Source organism: Micromonospora sp. M61, from assembly GCF_018070245.1.
GTDB classification, from domain to species: Bacteria; Actinomycetota; Actinomycetes; order Mycobacteriales; family Micromonosporaceae; genus Micromonospora; species Micromonospora zamorensis.
Genome location: NZ_JAGPYA010000074.1, coordinates 14278 through 30495 on the forward strand (window position 1 = coordinate 14278; position 16218 = coordinate 30495).

Sequence of the window (16218 nt, forward strand, 5' to 3'; positions counted from 1 at the left end):
CGGGCGGCTCTGCCCGCTCGTGACGAGTCTCCCGCCCAACGACCCGGGAAACCGTAATGTGGATCACTCTCTCAGCGGAAGTCACGGGAGGCGGGGCTGACCGGCGGCTCGATGGCGTCCAGTCGGTCGGCGACCAGATTGGTCACCCCCTCGTTCCGCTGCAACCGCCCCCGGACCACCAGCGCGGCGCTGGTGCGGGCCACCCGCCGGTAGCGCTGCCACAACCCCGGCGAACAGGTGACGTTGAGCATCCCGGTCTCGTCCTCCAGGTTGAGGAAGGTGACCCCGCCCGCGGTCGCCGGACGTTGCCGGTGGGTGACGATGCCACCGACCCGGATCCGCTGGCCGGGCTCCACCCGGCCGAGCCGGGCGATCGGCACCGCGCCGAGCACGTCGAGCTGACCCCGGATGAACCGGGCGGGATGGCTCTCCGGCGACAGCCCGGTGGCCCACACGTCGGCGACCAGCCGGTCCACCGCCTCCATCCCGGGCAGCGTGGGCGCCGCCGCGCCGGTCACCGTGCCGGGTAGCCGTCCCGGCCGGTCCTGGGCGGCCGCGCCGGCGGCCCACAGCGCCTGCCGCCGGGTCAGCCCGAAACAGGCGAAGGCGTCCGCGGTGGCCAACGCCTCCAGTTGCGCGGCGGTGAGACCGACCCGCCGGGCCAGGTCAGGCATGTCCCGGTACGGCCCACCGACCGCCCGTTCGGCCTCGATCCGCTCGGCCACGTCGGCGCCGAGGGTCCGTACGCTGGACAGGCCGAGCCGGACCGCCGGGCCGCCCAACCCCCAGGCGTGCGGCGGCTCCCCCGGCCCGCTGCCCCACCGGGTGTCCGGGGTGGACTCCAGCACCGCCAACGCCGCACTGGCGTTGATGTCCGGGCGACGAACCTCCACCCCGTGCCGGCGGGCGTCGTCGACCAGGGTCTGTGGGGAGTAGAAACCCATCGGCTGGGCGTTGAGCAGCGCGGCCAGGAACGGCGCCGGGTGGTAACGCTTGAGCCAGGAACTGGCGTAGACCAGGTAGGCGAAGCTCATCGCGTGGCTCTCCGGGAAGCCGTAACTGGCGAACGCGGTGAGCTTGCGGTAGACGTCGTCGGCCAACTCACCGGTGATGCCCCGCTCGGCCATCCCGGCGTAGAGCCGGTCGGCGATACGGGTCATCCGCTCGACCGACCGTTTGGCGCCCATCGCCCGGCGCAACTGGTCGGCCTCTGCCGCGTCGAAGCCGGCCAGGTCGATGGCGAGCTGCATCAACTGCTCCTGGAACAGCGGCACACCCAGGGTCTTCTCCAGGGCGTTGCGCATCAGCGGGTGCGCGAAGGTCACCGGCTCCTGGCCGTTCTTGCGCCGGATGAACGGGTGCACCGAACCGCCCTGGATCGGGCCGGGCCGGATCAACGCCACCTCGACCACCAGGTCGTAGAACTCGCGGGGCTTGAGCCGGGGCAGGGTGGCCATCTGGGCGCGGCTCTCCACCTGGAACACCCCGACCGAGTCGGCCCGGCAGAGCATGTCGTAGACCTCCGGGTCGTCCAGCGTCATGTCACCCAGGTCGAGGCTCTGGCCGATCATGTCGTAGCCGTAGTGCAGGGCGGAGAGCATGCCCAGCCCGAGCAGGTCGAACTTGACCAGGCCGACCGCCGCGCAGTCGTCCTTGTCCCACTGCAGGACGCTGCGCCCGGGCATCCGCCCCCACTCCACCGGGCAGACCTCGATCACCGGCCGGTCGCAAATCACCATGCCGCCGGAGTGGATGCCCAGGTGCCGTGGGAACGTCTGCAACTCGTTGGCGTACTCCACCACCTGCTCCGGGATGTTCTCCACGTCGACAGTGGCGACCGAGCCCCACCTGTCGATCTGCTTGCTCCAGGCGTCCTGCTGCCCCGGCGAGTAGCCGAACGCCTTGGCCACGTCGCGCACCGCCGACCGGGGCCGGTAGGAGATGACGTTGGCGACCTGGGCGGCGTGCTCCCGGCCGTAGCGGGTGTAGACATGCTGGATCACCTCCTCCCGACGGTCGGACTCGATGTCCACGTCGATGTCCGGTGGGCCGTCGCGTTCCGGGGCGAGGAAACGCTCGAAGAGCAGCCGGTGCCGGACCGCGTCCACATTGGTGATCCTCAACGCGTAGCAGACCGCCGAGTTGGCCGCCGAACCCCGACCCTGGCAGTAGATGTCCTGCTCACGGCAGAACGTGACGATGTCGTAGACCACCAGGAAGTAGCCGGGGAAGCCCAACTCCTCGATCATGTTCAACTCGTGGTCGAGTTGCGCGTACGCCGTCGGGTGCGCCTGCGGCGGCCCGTAGCGCTCCCGCGCCCCGTCGGCGGTCAGCTTCCGCAGCCAGCTCATCTCCGTGTGCCCCGGTGGCACCGGGTACGCCGGCAACTGCGGCGCGACGAGCTGGAGGTCGAAGGCCAACTCGGCGCCGAACTCGGCGGCCCGCGCCACCGCACCCGGGTACGCGGCGAACCGGGCCGCCATCTCCGCGCCGCTGCGCAGGTGGGCGGTGGCCGCCGCGGGCAGCCAGCCGTCGATCTCGTCCAGGCTGCGTCGGGCCCGGACGGCGGCGACGGTGGTGGCCAGCCGACGCCGGCCAGGCGTGGCGTAGTGCACGTTGTTGCTGGCCACCGTCGGCAGCCCGGCCGCGGTGGCCAGGTCGGCGAGCGCGTCGTTGCGGTCGGCGTCGACAGGATGGCCGTGGTCGGTCAGCTCCACCGCCACCGTCTCCGCACCGAAGAGCGCGGTCAGCCGGTCCAGCTCGCGGGCCGCCGCGTCCACCCCCTCGGTGAGCAGCGCGCCCGGCACGTGCCCCTTGCGGCAACCGGTCAGCACCAGCACGTGATCGCGTAGCTCGGCGGCGACCTCCTCCAACTCTCCGTAGACCGGGCGGCCCTTCTCCCCGCCGCGCAGTTGGGCGCGGGCGATGGTGGTGGCCAGCCGGGCGTACCCCTCATGGCCGTGCGCGAGCACCAGCAGGTGCGCGCCGTGCGGGTCGGGTTCGCCGTTCTGCGGGCCGGGCAGCCCGAGGGACAGCTCCGCGCCGAAGATGGTCGGCAGGCCCAGCGTGCGGGCCGCCTCGGCGAAGCGGACCACCCCGTAGAAGCCGTCGTGGTCGGTGACGGCGAGCGCGGTGAGCCCCAGCCGGGCCGCCTCCTCAGCCAACTCCTCGGGATGGCTGGCACCGTCGAGGAAGCTGAAGTTGGTGTGCGCGTGCAGCTCCGCGTAGGGCACCACCCCGTCGGGGCGGGTCAGCTCCGGTGGCTGGTACCGCTCACGGTGGCGGCTCCAGGCCGGGGAGTCTCCCCCGTCGGCGTCCACGGCGAGCGGGTCCACCACGTGCAGGTGCCGCTCGTCGCGCGACCGCCCGCCGCCGGAACCGCCGGAACCGCCCGACCCGCCGTCGCCCCGCCCGGAGCTGCCACTGCCCCGCCCGGAGAGCACCCGTTCCAGCTCCGACCAGGGCATCTTCGGGTTGTGGAAGCTCATTCCCGCACCCTCACCCTGATCGACTCGACCTCCGCGAAGTCGGGCTGTCCGGGTCGGCGGGACACCCCGACTTTCGGAATACCGAGTCGATCAAGCCCGGCTGGACGCTCAGTCATAGATCGCCTCCACCAACCACTGCCCGCCCTCGACGGCGAGCAGCAGGGCGGTGCCGTCGGCCAGGCAGACCTGGAACCGTGCCCGCCGCCGAGCCTCGGCCGGAGCCCACCACCGCTCGTCCACCGGCCACGGGCCGACCCAGCCGACGATCTCCGCCGGCCGGCCGGTGCCGACCACCAGCCGGGCGGGCGGAGCGCTCACCGCCAGCCGCGCGCTGATCACCACCGCCTCACCAGCGGCGTCGTGCACGGTCGCGGCGAGCGGGCTGGGCAGCACCACAGCCGGCGCGGGCGCCGGCAGCCGGCCGGGCCACGGTGGAACCCCGCCGGCACTGTGGTCGGCAGGCCGACCGGCACTGACGGCCCGGCCGCCGCCACTGGCGATCGGCTCGCCGGACAGCGGTGCCCGGCCGGGACGCGCGATCGGCGCACCGGACAACGGCGCCGGACCGGGACGCGCGATCGGCTCGTCGGACAGCAGTGCCGGGCCGGGACGTGCGGTCGGCTCGCCGGACAGCGGTGCCGGGCCAGGACGCGCGATCGGCTCGCCAGGCAACGGCGCCGGACCGGGACGCGCGATCGGCTCGCCGGGCAACGGTGCCGGACCGGGACGCGTGGGGAGGCGTTCGTCGCCCCACGGCACCAGTCGCACCTGGTCGGCCGGGGAGCGACCACCGCCGAGCACCGCGGTGACCACCGCTTCCGGGCCGAGGATGCCCTGCACCCGGCTCAGCGCCCGGTGCGCCCGTTCCCGCTCCTCGCCGGTCTCCCCCCACAGGCCGGCCTGCAGACCGGCCTGGGCGATCACCCCGTCCGGGATCAGTCGCAGCCGGATGATGCCGGCCGTCGGTCGGGCCGGTCGGGCGCCGGTGCGGCCACTGCTGCCGGAGAGCCACCCGTCGAGCTGCCAGCGCACCCGGTCGGCGATGGCCGCGGCGGTGAGCAGGCCGTCGTGCCGCCACACCCGGTGCAGCTCCTGCCCGTGCTCGGTGACCGCCTCGATGCCGAGCCGGGTGCAGGCCAGCCCGTGCCCGGCCAGCCGCTCATGCAACTGCTCAGCCAACGCCCGGGCCACGAACGCGGCCACGTCGACCCGGTCGATCGGCTCGTCCTGCTCGGCGGTCACCGTCAGGTCGGCCGGCGGCTGCCGGACGGCGAGTGGGCGGTGGTCCCGCCCGGCGGCCAGCCGATGGGCCAGCGCACCGTCGAACCCGAACCGGGCCAGCACGTCGCCAGCCGGCAGCGCGGCGAAGTCGCCGAGACTGCGCACACCGAGTCGCCGCAGCAGGTCGGCCAGCGCCGAGCGGCCGAGCGCCTCGACCGGCAACCCGGCCAGGAACTCCGGTGTCCCACCCGGTGGCACCACCCGACCGGAGCGAGCGGCCAACCCGGCCGCGAACACCCCGTCGGCGATGCCGACCTGGCTCTCCACCAGGCACGACTGGGCGACGTGCTCGATGATCCGCTCGGCGGCCGCCTCCTCGCCACCGAGGTAACGGCTCGGCCCGCGGGCGGCCACCGCGCAGGCGCCCGGACGGACCACCTCGACGCCGGCGACCAGCTCCTCCACTGCGGCGACCACCGGCTCGAATGCCCGGGCGTCCCGACCCGGGTCGTAATCCACGACGGTGAGCTGCGGGCAGCGACCCTGCGCCTCCCGTTTGCGCAGCCCTCGGCGCACTCCCTCGGCGCGGGCCCGCTCGGAGCAGGCGACCACCCGGTTGGCGTGCAGCACGGCGACCGGGCCGGTGGCCGGCACCCCGTCGACGATCTCGGCGGCGAGCACCGGCCAGTCCGGGCACCACAGCAGCAGGGTCCGTGCCGGCGTGCCGGTCACTCCCGACCGACCAGGGCGAGCGGCGCGGCCGGACGGCCCACTGTCGACGGCATCACACGCGGGATCACCCGGGTCAGCTCGTCGCCCGGCAGCCAGACCTTGATCTCCTTTGGTCGGGCAGCCGCCCCGCGCCCGCGCGCCGAGACGGTGACCTCCCGGCGGCGCAACCGCCCCCGGCCATGCCCGAGCCCTTCCCAGACTCCACGGACCACCTGCAACGTCACGTCCGCGCCGTCCCACCGGCCGTACGGGACGAGCACACTGCCGCGCTGCCGCGCCCGGGCGGCCAACCGGGTGGCGACCGAGGCGGAGACCGCTGCCGGCACGGTGGTGACCACGACGTCCACGCCGTCGATCAGCGCGGCGACCACTGTGGCCCACTCGGGGCCGGGATTCGGCACCAGGGCCAGCCGGTCCAGGGCGATGCCCAGCTCGGCGGCCGCGCCCGCACCGAACGTCGGCACACCGACCACGGCGCACCACGAGCCGGCCCGGGAGGCCTCGGCGAGCAGAGCCAACATCAGCGAGGTGCCACCGCTGCGCCGGGGCTGGCCGGCGGCAACCGCGATGGTGCTGCCCCGGCGCAGGCCTCGGTTGGGCAGCAGACCGGTCAGCTCGGGCACCACCGGCAGCACCCGGTGCCCGCCGGCCTGGTCGGGCGCGCTCGCCGGGCGCACCAGATCGGCCAGTGCGGCGGAACCGACCACCATGCGGCCCGCCATTGGACCAACTCCCCCGTCGTTGCTGTTGATCAGATCAGGACCGGCACGCCGTGCCACCGGCCGCCCGGCTCCCCCCGCGGGGCGGTCGGTGGCACGGCGGGATCAGGCGGCGAGGCCGTCCAGGGCCGGTTGGTGGGCAACGCCGAGTGCGGTCTCCACCACCGTGACGAACTGTTCGGCGGCACGGAGCAGATCGTCGGCCTCCCGGGCGCTGACCACCCGGGGGATGCCGGCCTCGGCGGCGGCGCGCTTGCTGGCGCCGGCGGCGAAGAACCGGGACCACTCGTCGAGCTCCGGAGCGACGGCGCAGAGGAGGACCCAGACGCTGGTGATCCGGTTGCGTCGGCTCGGCGCGGGTCGGGCACGCGCGGCGAGCAGGGCGGCCGCCGCGCGCAGCGCCGCCAGGTGGGCAGCCGCATAACGCAGACCGTCAGGTCGGGTCTGGCCGGCCTCGACCAGCCCACGCCGGGCCAACGTGAGCAGCTGGGCGGGGGTGCGGTGCGGCAGCACGTGCGCCGGCACCGTCGGTGCCTGAGCCGAGTTGGTCGGCATGGATGTCTCCTCCACATGGCCGAGGCGTCGCCCCGGCGCGCTGATGCCGCCGACGAGACGCCGAGGTCGAGTGGTGCGGAGGAAGACGCACCGGGTGTGGCCGGCCGGGTGTGGATGCTTCCCCACACCACACCCGGCCGGCGTACCGGCGGGTTCGTCGCCCGCCGCCCGGGGGTCGTGGGCGGCGAGCGACGATCCTGCCTGTCGGGACCAGGCTCGCGACTGCCCGGAAACCCAGGTGCGGCCCGCGGAGCCACACCGCCCGGAGCTGGCGCCGCGAAACGCCGCGCTCCGGCTGGTTGGAACGGGCGTTCGAGGCAATCGAACACTCGTTCTAACTGCTCCTGACAGTACACCTCCCCTCCGACGAAAATGCAACGTGTGACGCGCCAGGCGTGCGTACCGAGCGCGGCGGCTCAGCTCGGGGTCGGATAGTCGGGCGGGCCGGCGGCCGGGACGAGGAACGGGCCGGGGTCGCCCCACGCTGCCAGCGCATCGCGTAGTCGCGCAGCCGCTCCGGCGAGATCGACGAGGAAGATCCGTACAACATCAGGGATGTCGCTGCCTCCCGCGCGCCGGAGACAGCAACACCAGGGAAGTTGCGCGGATCTTGGCGCGAAGGTCGGTCACTCACCACGAACGGGACCTGTCGGGCTGGGTCCGATGGGACGGGATGGAACGTGGTCGGCTGAACCCGTCGCCGACTGACCGGGAAGAATGGCGACATGCAGCCACACCCGAACGTACGAGCGGTGCAGGACGCGCTCACCGCCGTCGGCGCGCTCGACGGCACCGGTGAGCCCAGCACGGTCCGTCTGCTTCCCGACGCGGTGCACACCGCCTCGGCGGCCGCCGAGGCGCTCGGCGTCGAGGTAGGCCAGATCGCCAACTCACTGATCTTCGACGCGGACGACGCGCCGCTGCTCGTGCTCACCTCCGGCGCGCACCGGGTCGACACCGCCAGCCTGGCGGCGTCGCTCGGCGTCACCCGGCTGCGCCGCGCCACCCCGGAGTTCGTCCGGACACACACCGGGCAGCCGATCGGCGGTGTCGCCCCACTCGGGCACCCGCACCCGCTGCGCACCCTGGTGGACACGGCGCTGACGGCGTACCCCGAGATCTGGGCCGCGGCTGGCGTACCGCAGGCGGTCTTCCCGACCACCTACACCGAGCTGCTGCGGGTCACCGCCGGCAGCCCGGCCGAGGTGGCGTGAACGCCGCACCGGAGCTCGTCACGCTGCACGTGTGGCGGACCTCCCGCGCCGCGCTGCCCCGGGCGCTGACCCGGATGGCGGTGGACCCACGCCGGTTGCGCTCCCTCCCGGGCGTTCGGTTCGGCAAGCTGCTGGGCACCGGAACCGGCACCGGATTCGGGCCGGGGGACGCCGACCTGACCCGGTGGGCGGCGCTGACCGTCTGGGACTCCCCCGCAGCGGCGGCCGGCTTCGACGACTCGGCGGTCGGGCGTGCCTGGGCGCGCATCGCCCACGCCTCCGCCCGGGTGGACCTGCGCCCACTGACCAGCCGAGGCGAGTGGTCCGGTCAGCGGCCGTTCGGTGACCCACCGGGTGGCCGGGTCACCGGCCCGGTGCTGGCGCTGACCCGGGCTCGGCTGCGGGTCCGCCGGGCAGCCACCTTCTGGCGGGCGATCCCCCCGGTGGCCGCCGCCCTGCGCGACGCGCCCGGGCTGTTGGCCCGGTTCGGGGTCGGTGAGGCGCCCTTGGGTTGGCAGGGCACGGTGAGCGTGTGGCGCGACCCGACGGACCTGGTGGCGTTCGCGTACCGTCACCCGGAGCACCGGGCGGCGATCATGCGAACCCCCACCGAGGGCTGGTACGCCGAGGAGTTGTTCGCCCGGTTCGAGGTGCGCGACGTGGTCGGCGACCGGTCGGTGCTCGGATGGGTCGCCGACGGTGGCCCGGAAACAGTGAAGGGTGGACGGGCATGAGGTTGGTGCGCTGGACGCCGGACGATCTCGTCCGGCGGCTGGACGACGTGGTGACCGTCTACGGCGAGGCGATGGGATACCGCACCGACCTGCTGGAGGCCCGGCGCGGTTACATCGCCACCCACGTCCGCCGGCCGGGTTTCCGGGCGGTCGCCAGCCTGACCAGCGAGGGTCACCTCGCCGGCTTCGGTTACGGCTACCTGGGCGCCTCCGGTCAGTGGTGGCACGACCAGGTGCACCGGGCACTGGACGCCCCGACCCGCCAGCGCTGGCTCACCCACTGCTTCGAGGTGGTCGAGCTGCACGTCCGGCCACCGGCGCAGGGGCACGGTCTGGGCGCCGGCCAACTGCGCGCGCTGCTCGGCATGGCCGAGGGTGACACCACGCTGCTGTCCACCCCGGAGGCCGACGAGCAGACCTCACGGGCCTGGCGGTTGTACCGGCGCTTCGGTTTCGTCGACGTGCTGCGCAACTTCCACTTCCCCGGCGACGAGCGGCCGTTCGGCGTACTCGGTCGGGACCTGCCCCTCGAACCACCGGCGTCATGACCCGACGGATCTCCTGGGCGCTGCTCGCCATCCTGGTGCTCGCCCAGATCTGCTACCCGCTCACCACCGGCGCCACCAGGGCCGGGCTCACCGTGGCCACCGTCGTGCTCGGGTGGCTGCTCTCGGTCGGCCACGCGCTGCTCAGCCGGGGCCCTCGGGTGGCGGCGGCGCTGGTCGCGGTGGCCACCGGCGGCGGGTTCGCGATCGAGGCGATCGGGGTGGCCACCGGGGTGCCGTTCGGCAGCTACGACTACTCCGGCGAGCTGGGCCCCAAACTGGCCGGAGTGCCGCTGATCATTCCGCTGGCCTGGACCTGGATGGCATGGCCGGCCTGGCTGGCGGCGGTCCGGCTGACCGGCGGCAGCGCGTCGCGGGCCGGCGGCAGCGCGTCGCGGGCCGGTGACAGCAGTGCGACGGCCGGCGGCCGCACATCGGGGACAGGCCGCGGCGGGTCGGCGGTCGGGCTGTGGGTACGACGGATCGCGCTGGCCACCGTGGGGCTGGCCGCCTGGGACCTCTTCCTCGACCCGCAGATGGTGGCCGAGGGCTACTGGGTCTGGCGGGACGCCACCCCGGCGTTGCCCGGCCTGCCCGGCATCCCGGTCAGCAACTACCTGGGCTGGCTGCTCTTCGCGGTGCTGATGATGAGCGCGCTGCGCCCGCTGGCCGGGCCGGCTGCCGAGCACACCGACCAGCGGGACCACCCGATGGTCGCGCTCTACCTGTGGACGTACTTCTCCAGCATCCTGGCCCACGCCATCTTCCTCGACCTGCCCGCCTCGGCGCTCTGGGGCGCCGCCGGCATGTCGGTGACAGCCGTACCGCTGGCGGTGACCCTGCTGCGTGCCCGGCGGGCTCGCGACACCCGCCGGGAGGACCACCAGCCGCACCGGCCCGGCGTCGACGCGACCCGATGACCGTCCTGCTCGCCCTGGTCATCGCCGTCGCCGCGTTGACCGGGCACACCTGGCTCAACGCCACCCGCTGGCTGCGCAGGCCCACCGACCAGCCCGACGAGGTCGACGAGCGGGTCGCCGTGCTGCTGCCGCTGCGCGACGAGGCCAACCGGGTCACGCCCTGCCTGCGCGCCCTGCTCGACCAACGCGGCGTACCCGGGCTGCGCGTCGTGGTCCTCGACGACGGATCCACCGACGGCACCGCCGACGTGGTCCGCGCGGTGGCCGGCGACGACCCCCGGGTGACGCTTCTCACCGGGGTCGCCCCACCGCCGGGCTGGCTGGGCAAGCCGCACGCCTGCTGGCAACTGGCCACCCGGGCCGACCCGGACGCCACCGCGCTGGTCTTCGTCGACGCCGACGTGGTGCTCGCCCCGCACGCCGTGGCCGCGGCCGTCACCGAGCTGCGTGCCGCCCGCGCGACGCTGCTGTCGCCGTACCCCCGGATCGTGGTGGCGACGGCGGCCGACCGGCTGGTGCAGCCGCTGCTGCAGTGGCTCTGGCTGACCTTCCTGCCGCTGCGCGCGATGGAGCGCTCGTCGCGGCCGTCGCTGGCCGCGGCGGGCGGCCAGTTCCTGGTGCTGGACCGGGCCGGCTACACGGCCGCCGGCGGGCACGTCGCGGTCGCCGACAAGATCCTGGAGGACGTCGAGCTGGCCCGGGCGGTCAAGCGGTCCGGTGGGCGGATCGCCCTGGCCGACGGCTCCCGGCTGGCCACCTGCCGGATGTACGACGACTGGCCGCAGCTACGCGACGGGTACTCGAAGTCGCTCTGGGCGTCGTTCGGGCACCCGGGAGCGGCGGCGGCCGTGGTGGCGTCGCTGCTGCTGCTCTACACCGCACCGCCGCTGATCGCGCTGGCCGGTGTGGCGACCGGCGCGCCGGGGGTGGTCGCCGCAGGCCTGGCGGGCTATCTGCTCGGGGTGGCCGGGCGGGTGGTCACCGCCCGGGCGACCGGGGGCCGGGGGTGGCCCGACGCGCTCGCACACCCCGTGTCGGTCGTGGTCCTCGGTTGGCTGACCCTGCGGTCGTACCATCTGCGAAAGCGACGCCGCCTGACCTGGCGGGGTCGCCCGGTCAGCTAGGAGGACGCGGAATGGCGCGGATCGTGGTCGTCGGCGCCGGGGTGGGTGGCCTCGCCACCGCCGCCCGGCTGGCCGCCACCGGGCACCAGGTGACCGTCTTCGAACGGGCCGGCACGGTCGGCGGCAAGCTCGGCCGGTACACGCACGACACCCCGGCCGGGTCGTTCCACTTCGACACCGGGCCGAGCCTGCTCACCCTGCCCGAGGTCTTCCACGACCTGTTCGAGGCGACCGGGGCGAAGCTCGACGAATACCTGGACCTGGTTCCGCTGGACCCGATCGTCCGGCACGTCTTCCCCGGCGGCGGCCCGGCACTGGATTCGTGCGCCGACCCGGTGGAGTTCGCCACCCGGATCGGTGCCGCCTTCGGCGACCGGGCGGCAGCCGACTGGCAACGGCTGTGGCGTCGGGCCGCGCGAGTGTGGAACGCCTCCTCGCGGGACATCCTGCGTCGTACCGTCGACTCCCCCCGCGACCTCGCGTCGCTGGCCTGGCGTGTCGGTGACCTGGCCGCCATCGCCCCGGGCCGCACCCTGCGTGGCCTGGGCCGCCGGCACCTGTCCGACCCGCGGCTGCGGATGATGCTGGACCGGTACGCCACCTACACCGGCGCCGACCCGCGGCGGGCGCCGGCGGCGCTGGTCGCGGTCCCGTACGCCGAGCTGGCCTTCGGTGGCTGGTACCTGCGCGGTGGGCTGGGCACGCTCGCCGACGCGCTGCTCACCCGCTGCCTGGACCTCGGCGTGGTCGTGCAGACCGACGCCACGGTCACCCGGATCGACGCCACCGGTGGCCGGGTGCACGGGGTACGCCTCGCCGGTGTCACCGCGCCGGTGCCCGCCGACGTGGTGGTGGCCAACGTGGACGCTCTCACCGTCTACCGTGACCTGCTGCCGCACCCGCGTCGGCTGGCCGGGCTGACCGACCGCAGCCTAGCCGGCTTCGTGCTGCTGCTCGGCGTCTCCGGCAGCACCGGGCTGGCCCACCACAATGTCTTCTTCCCGCGCGACTACGACGCGGAGTTCGACGCGATCTTCGGCGACCCCGGGCGCGGCGTACGGGCCCGGCCGGCGGCCGACCCGACGGTGTTCGTCACAGTGGCCGACGACCCGATGGTCCGCCCGGCCGGACATGAGGCGTGGTTCGTGCTGGTCAACGCCCCTCGGCAGGGCACCGCAGCGGGCGCTGTCGACTGGCGACGGCCGGGGCTGGCCGACGCGTACGCCGATCGGGTCCTGGACGTGCTGGCGCGGCGCGGCATGGACGTGCGCGACCGGCTGCTGTTCCGCGAGGTCCGCACCCCGGCCGACCTGGACGCGGCGACCGGCGCGCCGGGTGGCTCGATCTACGGCACCGCCGGCGGGCTGCTCCGCCCCGCCAACCGGGGCCCGGCCAACGGGTTGTGGCTGGTGGGCGGCTCCACCCACCCGGGCGGCGGGTTGCCGATGGTGACCCTTTCCGCGCAGATCGTCGCCGACGAGATCGGCCCCGCCTGGTAGGCGCGGGGCCGCACGCTCCGGGGCTCAGCCGGCGTCGAGCAGCGCGCGGCGGATGGTGGAGAGCAGCTGCCCGAGGCCGAACCCGGCCAACAGCACCCACACCGCGGTCGCCATGGTGATGGTGCCGGCGGCCAGCTCCGGCTCGATCAGCCCGGCCAGCCCCGCGACCAGCAGCCCGGCCAGCGCCACCGAGACCCGGGTGGGACGTTCGCCCACGGTGACCGCGCCGATGTCGCGCATGCCGGCGGCGACCGCCCGGGCTCGGACGTACTCGTGCAGCCAGGACAGCGCGCCACCCGCGACGACCAGCGCGCCCGGCGCGCCGAGCAGCCAGAACGCCAGCAACCACGCCACCTCACCGAGCCGGTCGGCAACCGAGTCGTAGACGTAGCCGAGTCGGGTGGTGCGGCTGGTGGCGACCGCCACCGCACCGTCCACGCTGTCCGCCACGGCGGCGAACAGCACGAACAACGCGCCCAGGAAGGGCCCGTTGCCCGGGCGGGTCACCAGCAACGGTACGCAGAAGCAGAGCAGCACCCCGGCCACTGTGACCGCGGTGGGGCTGACCCGCAGCCGGCCCAGCACATAGCCGACGTGGTACGCGAATCGCAGCCAAGCGCGGACCACCGGGGCCGCGACCCGAGGGTCGAACCCGCCGTGTAACCGCGCCCACGCCGTGGCGTACTGATCCCAGTTCAGCTGTGTGCCCACCACGGATCAACCGTCGTGCCGGGCATCAGGTGTCGCAGAAGCAACGTTCACACCCGCGCGCCGGCCTTCAGGTTCTGCCAGACCTCGCGCGTGGCCGTGGACCGGTTGAGGGTGATGAAGTGGATCCCGGGCACACCCTCGTCCAACAGTCGACGGCACATCTCGCTGGCCTGCTCGACGCCGAGCCGGCGGACGGCCTCCGGGTCGTCGGCGACACGCTCGAAGCGGGCCGCCAGCGCCGGCGGGAAGGGCGCGCCGGACAACTGCACGGACCGCTCGATGGTGCCGATCTGGGTCACCGGCATCACCCCGGCCAGGATCGGGGTGTCGCAGCCGGCGGCGGCCACCCGGTCACGCAGCCGCAGGTAGTCGTCGGCGTCGAAGAACATCTGCGTGATCGCGAATTCCGCGCCGGCACGGCACTTGCGGACGAACTGCGCGGTGTCGCTGGCCACGTCGGGCGAGCGGGGATGCTTGTACGGGAAGGCGGCCACGCCGACGCTGAAGTCGCCGGCATCGCGCACCAGGCGGACCAGGTCCTCGGCGTAGTCCACGCCCTCCGGGTGGCGGATCCACTCACCGCCCGGGTTGCCCGGCGGGTCCCCGCGGACCGCCAGCACGTTGCGCACTCCCACCCCGGCGAGCCGGCCGATCACGTGCCGCAGCTCGGCGACGGAGTGGTCGACAGCGGTCAGGTGGGCCATCGGCAGCAGTGTGGTGTCGGTGGCGATCCGTTCGGTCACCGCCACCGTGGTGTCCCGGGTCGACCCGCCCGCGCCGTACGTGATCGACACGAATGACGGGCGCAGTGACTCCAGCTCGCGGATGGCCTGCCAGAGCAGCCGCTCCCCGGCGTCGGTCTTGGGCGGGAAGAACTCGAACGAGAAGGTCGGCTGGCGCTCACGGATGAGCTCCCCGATCGCCGGTTGCGGATTGGGGAGGACCGAAGGAAGACCGAGCGCCACGACCCGACTCTAGCTGGCGACGCCACCGCGACCCAGGCGCTTCCCACCCGGTGACCCGTGCCGCCCCGCGCGTCCCGGCCCGGTGGGCGCACGGGTGTCGTACCCGCGGGGTAGGAATGGGTGGCGTGGGAGGGGCGGCGGGGGCGGCTCCGGGGTTTCGCGCGGGGGTCAGCAACCGAGCGGTGACGCCGGTCCCGGCCGGTCGGCCGGGCGGGTCGTCACCACACCGACGCCCGCCAGGAGGACCCGTGACCCCACCCGCAGCGCCGCGCCCCGCGCAGCTCGGGCCACTGCTGGCCCGCTGTCGGCTGGCCCGCGGCTGGAGCCAGCAGCGCGCCGCCGCCGAGTTGTGTGCCGCTTCCGGAGTGCCGACTCTGAGCCGGCATGAGGTGTCCCGCTGGGAACGACAGCGCCGCGTGCCCGGCGGTTTCTGGCTCGGCTGGCTCGCCGTCGTCCTGGACGTGCCGCTGGTGACGCTCGCCGAGGCCGCCGCAGCCACCCGTCGGGCCGGCTCGACAGGAGCCGCCGGTCCGGGCCGCACCGCACGGGCCGGGGCGCCACCGGCGGGGCGCACCGGTCCGGGCCGCACCGGCGGGACTACGCGTGGCGGGAGAGCGCGGGTCAGGACGACCCGCTAGCGTCGGGGAGTGACCCAAGCTGCTCCCGTGTCTCCCGTCGACCGCGCCGGCCTGCGCCAGCGCGTCGACAAGGCCCTCACCGAATTCCTCGCCGGTCAACGGGGCCGGCTTGCCGCCGTGGATGACGCCCTCGCCCCGGTGGCCGAGGCGATCGAGGCTTTCGTGCTCGGCGGCGGCAAGCGGCTGCGTCCGGCATTCGCGTACTGGGGGTTCCGGGGCGCTGGCGGGGTGGACGGCGACCAGGTGGTCACTGCCCTGGCCGCGCTGGAGTTCGTCCAGGCCAGCGCCCTGATCCACGACGACCTGATGGACCGCTCCGACACTCGCCGCGGCGAGCCCGCGGTGCACCGGCGGTTCGCCGCGCGGCACCGGCAGTCCGGCTGGGGCGGCGACCCGGACGGCTTCGGCGACGCAGCGGCCCTCCTGCTCGGCGATCTCTGCCTGGTCTGGTCCGACGAGCTGCTGCACTCCTCGGGCCTGGATCTCCAGGCGTTGGCCCGGGCTCGGCCGGTCTTTGACGAGATGCGCACGGAGGTCACCGTCGGGCAGTACCTCGACGTGTTGACGCAGGCCACCGGGGACACCTCGGTGGAACGCGCCAGCAAGGTCGCCCGCTACAAGTCCGCGAAATACACGGTCGAGCGTCCGCTGCTGCTCGGCGCCGCGCTGGCCGACGCGACGGCCGACGTGCGGACGGCCTACTCGGCGTACGGGCTGCCGCTGGGCGAGGCGTTCCAGCTCCGCGACGACGTGCTGGGGGTCTTCGGTGACCCGGCGCTGACCGGTAAGCCGGCCGGGGACGACCTGCGGGAGGGCAAGCGCACCTTCCTCGTGGCGGCGGCCGGGGAGGCAACCGACGACGCGGGCCGCGAGCTGCTGTTCAGCCGGCTCGGCGACCCGGAGCTGGACGAGCAGGGGGTGGCCCGGCTCCACGAGCTGATCACGGCGAGCGGGGCGCTCGCCCGCACCGAGCAGCGGATCGTCACGCTCACCGACGCCGCGCTGGCCGCCCTGACCGCCGTGGACCTCGACACCGAGGCCCGCCAAGCCCTGGTGGACCTGGCCATAGCCGCAACCCGCCGAGCCGACTAACCCACCGCCGCCCCTCCCCGGCCCCTCTCCCCCGGCCTCCGGCCCCCTCTCCCCCGGTCGA

The 16218-nt window shown here is 74.4% G+C and carries 14 protein-coding genes; 8 read left to right on the forward strand and 6 right to left on the reverse strand.

Going from position 1 to position 16218, the window contains the following annotated elements; translation table 11 throughout:
• Window positions 1–71 precede the first annotated feature (71 nt).
• The 4 genes from KBX34_RS29260 to KBX34_RS29275 form a co-directional block, all read right to left on the reverse strand.
• Entirely contained in the window at window positions 72–3488 is a 3417-nt protein-coding gene (locus KBX34_RS29260) for an error-prone DNA polymerase (RefSeq protein ID WP_210928189.1), read from the reverse strand.
• Between the two features lie 108 nt (window positions 3489–3596).
• The gene (locus KBX34_RS29265; protein ID WP_210793867.1) at window positions 3597–5441 is read right to left on the reverse strand and encodes a DNA polymerase Y family protein; all 1845 of its coding nucleotides are present in this window, start codon (window positions 5439–5441) and stop codon (window positions 3597–3599) included.
• Window positions 5438–6163 (reverse strand): hypothetical protein, encoded by a 726-nt coding sequence (locus tag KBX34_RS29270; protein WP_099856054.1) that lies wholly within the window; start codon window positions 6161–6163, stop codon window positions 5438–5440. Before KBX34_RS29270 ends, KBX34_RS29265 begins: the two co-directional genes overlap by 4 nt.
• 102 nt (window positions 6164–6265) lie before the next feature.
• Complete coding sequence (locus tag KBX34_RS29275; protein WP_088949400.1) at window positions 6266–6715, reverse strand: SAV_6107 family HEPN domain-containing protein; 450 nt, start codon at window positions 6713–6715, stop codon at window positions 6266–6268.
• 725 nt (window positions 6716–7440) lie between these two features.
• Here KBX34_RS29275 and KBX34_RS29280 point away from each other — a divergent pair.
• The 6 genes from KBX34_RS29280 to KBX34_RS29305 are packed head-to-tail and all read left to right on the forward strand — an operon-like array spanning window position 7441 to window position 12751.
• The gene (locus KBX34_RS29280) at window positions 7441–7929 is read left to right on the forward strand and encodes a YbaK/EbsC family protein (RefSeq protein ID WP_210928190.1); all 489 of its coding nucleotides are present in this window, start codon (window positions 7441–7443) and stop codon (window positions 7927–7929) included.
• The gene (locus tag KBX34_RS29285) at window positions 7926–8663 is read left to right on the forward strand and encodes a monooxygenase (protein ID WP_088949402.1); all 738 of its coding nucleotides are present in this window, start codon (window positions 7926–7928) and stop codon (window positions 8661–8663) included. The genes KBX34_RS29280 and KBX34_RS29285 overlap by 4 nt, the downstream gene beginning before the upstream one ends.
• Window positions 8660–9211 carry a GNAT family N-acetyltransferase gene (locus KBX34_RS29290; RefSeq protein WP_088949403.1) on the forward strand — a complete coding sequence of 184 codons (552 nt, stop codon included), beginning with the start codon at window positions 8660–8662 and terminating at the stop codon, window positions 9209–9211. The genes KBX34_RS29285 and KBX34_RS29290 overlap by 4 nt, the downstream gene beginning before the upstream one ends.
• Window positions 9208–10128, forward strand: a complete 921-nt coding sequence (locus tag KBX34_RS29295; RefSeq protein ID WP_210928192.1) for a carotenoid biosynthesis protein — start codon at window positions 9208–9210, stop codon at window positions 10126–10128. The genes KBX34_RS29290 and KBX34_RS29295 overlap by 4 nt, the downstream gene beginning before the upstream one ends.
• A complete protein-coding gene (locus tag KBX34_RS29300; RefSeq protein WP_210928193.1) occupies window positions 10125–11252 on the forward strand; it encodes a glycosyltransferase family 2 protein in 1128 nt (375 codons plus the stop codon). The genes KBX34_RS29295 and KBX34_RS29300 overlap by 4 nt, the downstream gene beginning before the upstream one ends.
• 11 nt (window positions 11253–11263) lie before the next feature.
• Window positions 11264–12751, forward strand: coding sequence for an NAD(P)/FAD-dependent oxidoreductase (locus KBX34_RS29305; RefSeq protein ID WP_210928195.1), 1488 nt, complete (start codon window positions 11264–11266; stop codon window positions 12749–12751).
• A gap of 24 nt (window positions 12752–12775) precedes the next feature.
• Here KBX34_RS29305 and KBX34_RS29310 read toward each other — a convergent pair whose 3' ends face one another.
• Together KBX34_RS29310 and metF are read right to left on the reverse strand one after the other, a co-directional pair.
• Window positions 12776–13465, reverse strand: coding sequence for a CDP-alcohol phosphatidyltransferase family protein (locus KBX34_RS29310; RefSeq protein WP_088949407.1), 690 nt, complete (start codon window positions 13463–13465; stop codon window positions 12776–12778).
• Between the two features lie 44 nt (window positions 13466–13509).
• Window positions 13510–14427 carry a methylenetetrahydrofolate reductase [NAD(P)H] gene (gene metF / locus KBX34_RS29315; RefSeq protein WP_088949408.1) on the reverse strand — a complete coding sequence of 306 codons (918 nt, stop codon included), beginning with the start codon at window positions 14425–14427 and terminating at the stop codon, window positions 13510–13512.
• A gap of 248 nt (window positions 14428–14675) precedes the next feature.
• On the opposite strand from metF, the gene KBX34_RS29320 reads away from it, so the two are divergent.
• Window positions 14676–15065: a helix-turn-helix domain-containing protein gene (locus KBX34_RS29320; protein ID WP_099856065.1), complete on the forward strand. Its 390-nt coding sequence runs from the start codon at window positions 14676–14678 to the stop codon at window positions 15063–15065.
• A gap of 9 nt (window positions 15066–15074) precedes the next feature.
• Window positions 15075–16157 carry a polyprenyl synthetase family protein gene (locus KBX34_RS29325; RefSeq protein ID WP_088949410.1) on the forward strand — a complete coding sequence of 361 codons (1083 nt, stop codon included), beginning with the start codon at window positions 15075–15077 and terminating at the stop codon, window positions 16155–16157.
• Window positions 16158–16218: the final 61 nt, after the last annotated feature.

Excerpts from the sequence above, each read along its gene's own strand:
- KBX34_RS29260 (WP_210928189.1), bottom strand. The coding sequence starts at position 3,488 with ATGAGCTTCCACAACCCGAAGATGCCCTGGTCGGAGCTGGAACGGGTG.
- KBX34_RS29270 (WP_099856054.1), bottom strand. The coding sequence starts at position 6,163 with ATGGCGGGCCGCATGGTGGTCGGTTCCGCCGCACTGGCCGATCTGGTG.
- KBX34_RS29275 (WP_088949400.1), bottom strand. The coding sequence starts at position 6,715 with ATGCCGACCAACTCGGCTCAGGCACCGACGGTGCCGGCGCACGTGCTG.
- KBX34_RS29280 (WP_210928190.1), top strand. The coding sequence starts at position 7,441 with ATGCAGCCACACCCGAACGTACGAGCGGTGCAGGACGCGCTCACCGCC.
- KBX34_RS29290 (WP_088949403.1), top strand. The coding sequence starts at position 8,660 with ATGAGGTTGGTGCGCTGGACGCCGGACGATCTCGTCCGGCGGCTGGAC.
- KBX34_RS29295 (WP_210928192.1), top strand. The coding sequence starts at position 9,208 with ATGACCCGACGGATCTCCTGGGCGCTGCTCGCCATCCTGGTGCTCGCC.
- KBX34_RS29300 (WP_210928193.1), top strand. The coding sequence starts at position 10,125 with ATGACCGTCCTGCTCGCCCTGGTCATCGCCGTCGCCGCGTTGACCGGG.
- KBX34_RS29305 (WP_210928195.1), top strand. The coding sequence starts at position 11,264 with ATGGCGCGGATCGTGGTCGTCGGCGCCGGGGTGGGTGGCCTCGCCACC.